Genomic DNA, 4,076 nt, shown 5'->3' on the forward strand with positions numbered 1-4,076 from the left:
GCCCAGGGCGCGCGCTGTGGCAAGGTCAATGGTTTCACCGCTGCTGCGTTGCAACTGGCGCGCCGTGTTCATAGGCACAACGCGCATGCCGCTCTGCTTGAGCTGGTCAGTGATGATCTGCGGCACGTCCTGGGCGGCATTGGGCATTTCCGGCCCGGCATTTACCTGAAAGGGCAGCACCAGAACAAGCGGACCCTGTGACGCGCCGGCCTCGCGGGGCATAAGCTGGACGGCGCATACCAGAGCGGTGACGCAAAGAATGTTGGACAGGATATTACGCAAGATTTTTTTCATACAGAGTCCCCGCTTTCAGTTCCAGGATGCGGCCCATACCTGCGGCCAGTTCCCGATTATGCGTCACGACCACGAGAGTCATGCCCAACTCGCGGTTAAGTTCATTCATAAGCGCGCCCACCTGCTCTCCGGTATGTTCGTCCAGATTGCCGGTGGGCTCGTCAGCCAACAGCACTCGCGGGCGCATCAGCACTGAGCGGGCGATGGCTACCCTTTGTCTTTCGCCGCCGGAAAGTGTGGCAACCTTGCCGTCCATCCGGGCCGCAAGACCCACGCGTTCAAGCATTTCCCTGGCTTTGGGCATGACGGCGGACTGGCGTTCACCGCCGATTATGGCCGGCATTGCCACGTTTTCCACTGCCGAAAACTCCGGCAAAAGGTGGTGAAACTGAAAAACGAAGCCCAAGGTTTTATTGCGGAAGGCCGCTTTTTGGTCGGGCGTCATGTGGGTCATGTCCTGCCCGTCAAAATAGACAGCGCCCGTACTTGGAGTATCAAGAGCACCCATAAGATGCAAGAGGGTGCTTTTGCCGGAACCGGAAGCCCCTACAATGGCAAGAGCTTCCCCTTCTTCCACGACAAGATTGATATCTTTGAGGATCTCAAGGTTTTCGCTCGGTGCGGAGAAAACTTTATTCACGTTGGAAAATTTATAGAGTGCGGACATGGCTACTCGTAGCGCAGGGCTTCCGCCGGTTCCAGGCGGGCCGCCTGGCGGGCCGGATAAAGGGTTGCCAGAAAGCACAGCAACATGGCGCTGGCCCCCACGATGAGCACGTCGGTGAGGGTGATGCTGATGGGCAGGTGGTCGAGAGTATAGACGTTTTCAGGCAGTTTGATGAACTGGTAGCGCTTGAGCAGCCAGCCCACAGTAAGGCCGAGCACATAGCCCAGCAACGTGCCGATAACGCCGATGATGCTGCCCTGATACATGAAAATACGGCGTATCATGCCGCGCGTGGCCCCCATGGACATCATGATGGCGATGTCGCGCGTTTTTTCCATAACCAGCATGACAAGCGATGTGACAATGGAGAAAGAGCCGATAAGCACCACCATAGTCAGCAGGATGAACATGCCGATCTTTTCCAGCTTGAGGGCCGCAAAAAGGTTGGCGTTCATTTCCATCCACGAGCGCACATAAAAGGGAGAGCCAAGCTCTGTCGCCACACGGCTGGAGATCTGGTCGGCCTTGAAGAGGTCGTTGACGGTCAGTTCCACGCCGGAAAGATATTTTTCGGGCAGGCCGAGCACGTCGCGGGCCGCGGCAAGGTGCACGAAAGCGAGGGACGAGTCGTATTCAAACATGCCGGTCTTGAATATGCCCACTATCTCGAAAGGGCGGATGCGCGGCGCGTAGCCCGATGCGGTCTTCTGCCCGGAGGGCGACAGCAGGTTCACACGGCTGCCCACCGCAAGGCCGAGGCGTTTCGCCAGTTCTTCGCCGATGATAAGGCCGGGCGCACCTTCTTTTTGCAGGCCGGCGGCAGACCCGGAGCGCATCTGGCGCAGCATGGAGAGCACCTGCGGCCCGGACTCAGGGTCAATGCCCCGCAGAACAACGCCTTTGACGCCGTTGCCCGACGAAAGCATCACTTCGGTATACACAAAGGGAGTGGCTCCGGTAACGCCCTTGATGGAGCGTATGCGGTCCAGCAGGCCGTCATCGTTTTCAAAGGCCGAAGGCAGGTAGGACATGACAATGGCATGTGAATTGGCGCCAAGAATCTTGTCCCGCATGTCGGTGGTCATACCGTTGTATACGCCAAGCACCACGACCAGAGCGCCAACGCCGAGGGCCACGCCCAGAATGGACATGAGAGAGATGATGTAGATGAAGGTCTGCTTGCGTCTTGAAAACAGATAGCGCAAGGCCACGAAGAGTTCGAACGACATTTGCGGCATATTGGCCCAGCTTGGCAGGATATTCAAGATATTTTTTAGAAAATGCTCCTGACGCCGGTTTTTTCGGCGACGGAACGCCCCCATTTGGACGCAGCAGCAACGGCGTGGCCCCCTCGCATGACGCCTGCAGCCTGTCAGTAAGCCCTGCGGGCGATGCGGGGTTTGCAGGTTTTTCTGTGCCGCCCTTGTCTGCCGGATTGGCTTATACGCTTGAGAGGCAAGGAAATCCAGAGCTATTTTCAACCGCCGGACGGCGTTCATCGGGCGAAGCGCTTTCGGCGTCAGGGGCGTGTGCGGCGCTGCGGAAAATTCAGGATGCAGGCACGTCTGTACGCACGGGCGGTGGACCGCTCTTTGGACAAGCGGGTTGCACGAATAGGGGCTGCACGCTGGCATGCGGACCCGGTTCGGCGGAGTAAGTCATTGTCGGAAATTGTCATATTTTTATGAAAGTAGTCATATTTTCATGAATTCTGTTTCAGGGTAATTGTGATGTTTTTCTCAAATAGTAAGTAAAATCACGCTTGTTCTTAAAGATGTGAACTGGCATGACAATTGCTTTGTATCTGTAACATTTTGTAAAATAAAGATTTATTTTTATGTAACAGCTTTTGCAATGGCACGGCAAGCGTGACCGTGCTTTCAAACGGCATTCTTTTTTATTGATGGAGGTTCACACCCATGCCTTATCCGCGAAAGCGCGTCTGGATCATCGGCAGCGTAATTCTGGCGGCGTGCGTGGCGCTGGCGGGCGCGGGGGTGGCTTACACCTCCGGGACCAGTTTTTGCCTGTCCTGCCACGAAATGCGCGTGTATCAGGAAGAAATGCGTTTTTCATCACATGCGGCCGATGCCCAGGGCCAGCCCATCGGCTGTTCTCAATGCCACATTCCGTCGGGCAATGTGGTGCGCATGTTGGGGGCAAAAGCCTGGCTGGGCGTGAAAGACCTGTGGGTCCACACGACCGAAGGCGGCGCAGATCTGGACCGTGCGGCCATGCAGCCCATAGCCCGGCGCTTTACTGATGACGCCAACTGCCGGGCCTGCCACCAGAATCTGACCAGAAACGCCAAAAATGACGGACCTGTCTCTGAAATGGGCAGGCTCGCGCACGAAAACTACGAAGGTAAAAACGGGCAGGCCCGCAGCGGCTGCGTGGGGTGCCACCGTAACCTCGCCCACCTGCCTGTTTTTGACGAACGTATTCCCACAAATCAGAAGTTCGCCCAGAAAATCAAGGAGATCCGGCCATGAAGTCCTGCAAGATCGTGCTTTTTTCCCTGCTGGCGCTGCTGGTGCTGGGGGGTGTTTATTTCGCCTACATGGCCTGGGCTTTTCCCACTGACCGCTGCGAAGCCGCCAAGCATCTTGCAGCGCCGCAGATGGAGGGCGACTGCTACAGTTGCCATGCCAAAAGCACCCCCCGTGTGGCGCAGGAATGGTATGAAAGCAAACACGGCATCACCCTTGTGCGTTGTCAGACCTGTCACGGCATGCCCGACGGCAAGGGGGCCATTCCCTTTGCCCGCAAGCCGGGCGTGGAAGTGTGCGCACGCTGCCACTCCCTGTCCATACAGCGCATGGAGGCCAAGTTCGGCAAGCGTGATGACTGCGTGAGCTGTCATCCCTACCATCAGAGTCCCATGCACGGTCGGGCCTATGAATACCGCCTGCCCACCAACAAGACGGACCTGTAGCGCCTGGCGCGGCGGTCGCGCGCCGCAGGCTGGAGTCATTGCCTGAAAAAACAGCCGGGGTTTTCCGGCGGCACAGGCGCCTCCCGCATGACGGGACCTGGGAATGGGCTTGTGCCGGACCAACAGCGAGGTTGAACATATGAGTACTTCACGTCGTGATTTTCTGAAATATTTTGCCAT

4 protein-coding genes and 1 pseudogene are annotated in these 4,076 nt (G+C 57.1%); 2 read left to right on the forward strand and 3 right to left on the reverse strand.

From position 1 onward, the window contains the following. The 3 genes and pseudogenes from V6C07_RS06090 to V6C07_RS06100 all read right to left on the reverse strand — a co-directional run. Window positions 1-294 (reverse strand): annotated as a pseudogene (locus V6C07_RS06090) (outer membrane protein assembly factor BamA); the annotation flags it as partial. After that, complete coding sequence (locus tag V6C07_RS06095; RefSeq protein WP_333535469.1) at window positions 275-961, reverse strand: ABC transporter ATP-binding protein; 687 nt, start codon at window positions 959-961, stop codon at window positions 275-277. The pseudogene V6C07_RS06090 and the gene V6C07_RS06095, both read right to left, overlap by 20 nt. Before the next feature lie 2 nt (window positions 962-963). Beyond that, a complete protein-coding gene (locus tag V6C07_RS06100; protein ID WP_333535472.1) occupies window positions 964-2,190 on the reverse strand; it encodes a lipoprotein-releasing ABC transporter permease subunit in 1,227 nt (408 codons plus the stop codon). 690 nt (window positions 2,191-2,880) lie between these two features. Here V6C07_RS06100 and V6C07_RS06105 point away from each other — a divergent pair. Both V6C07_RS06105 and V6C07_RS06110 read left to right on the forward strand, forming a co-directional pair. Next, on the forward strand, window positions 2,881-3,453 hold the full coding sequence (locus V6C07_RS06105) for a cytochrome c3 family protein (RefSeq protein ID WP_333535470.1): 573 nt from the start codon (window positions 2,881-2,883) through the stop codon (window positions 3,451-3,453). Beyond that, window positions 3,450-3,896 carry a hypothetical protein gene (locus tag V6C07_RS06110; RefSeq protein WP_333535471.1) on the forward strand — a complete coding sequence of 149 codons (447 nt, stop codon included), beginning with the start codon at window positions 3,450-3,452 and terminating at the stop codon, window positions 3,894-3,896. The genes V6C07_RS06105 and V6C07_RS06110 overlap by 4 nt, the downstream gene beginning before the upstream one ends. The last annotated feature ends 180 nt before the right edge of the window (window positions 3,897-4,076 follow it).

It is taken from the genome of Desulfovibrio sp. 1214_IL3152, assembly GCF_036763055.1.
In the GTDB taxonomy this organism is placed as follows: Bacteria; Desulfobacterota; Desulfovibrionia; order Desulfovibrionales; family Desulfovibrionaceae; genus Desulfovibrio.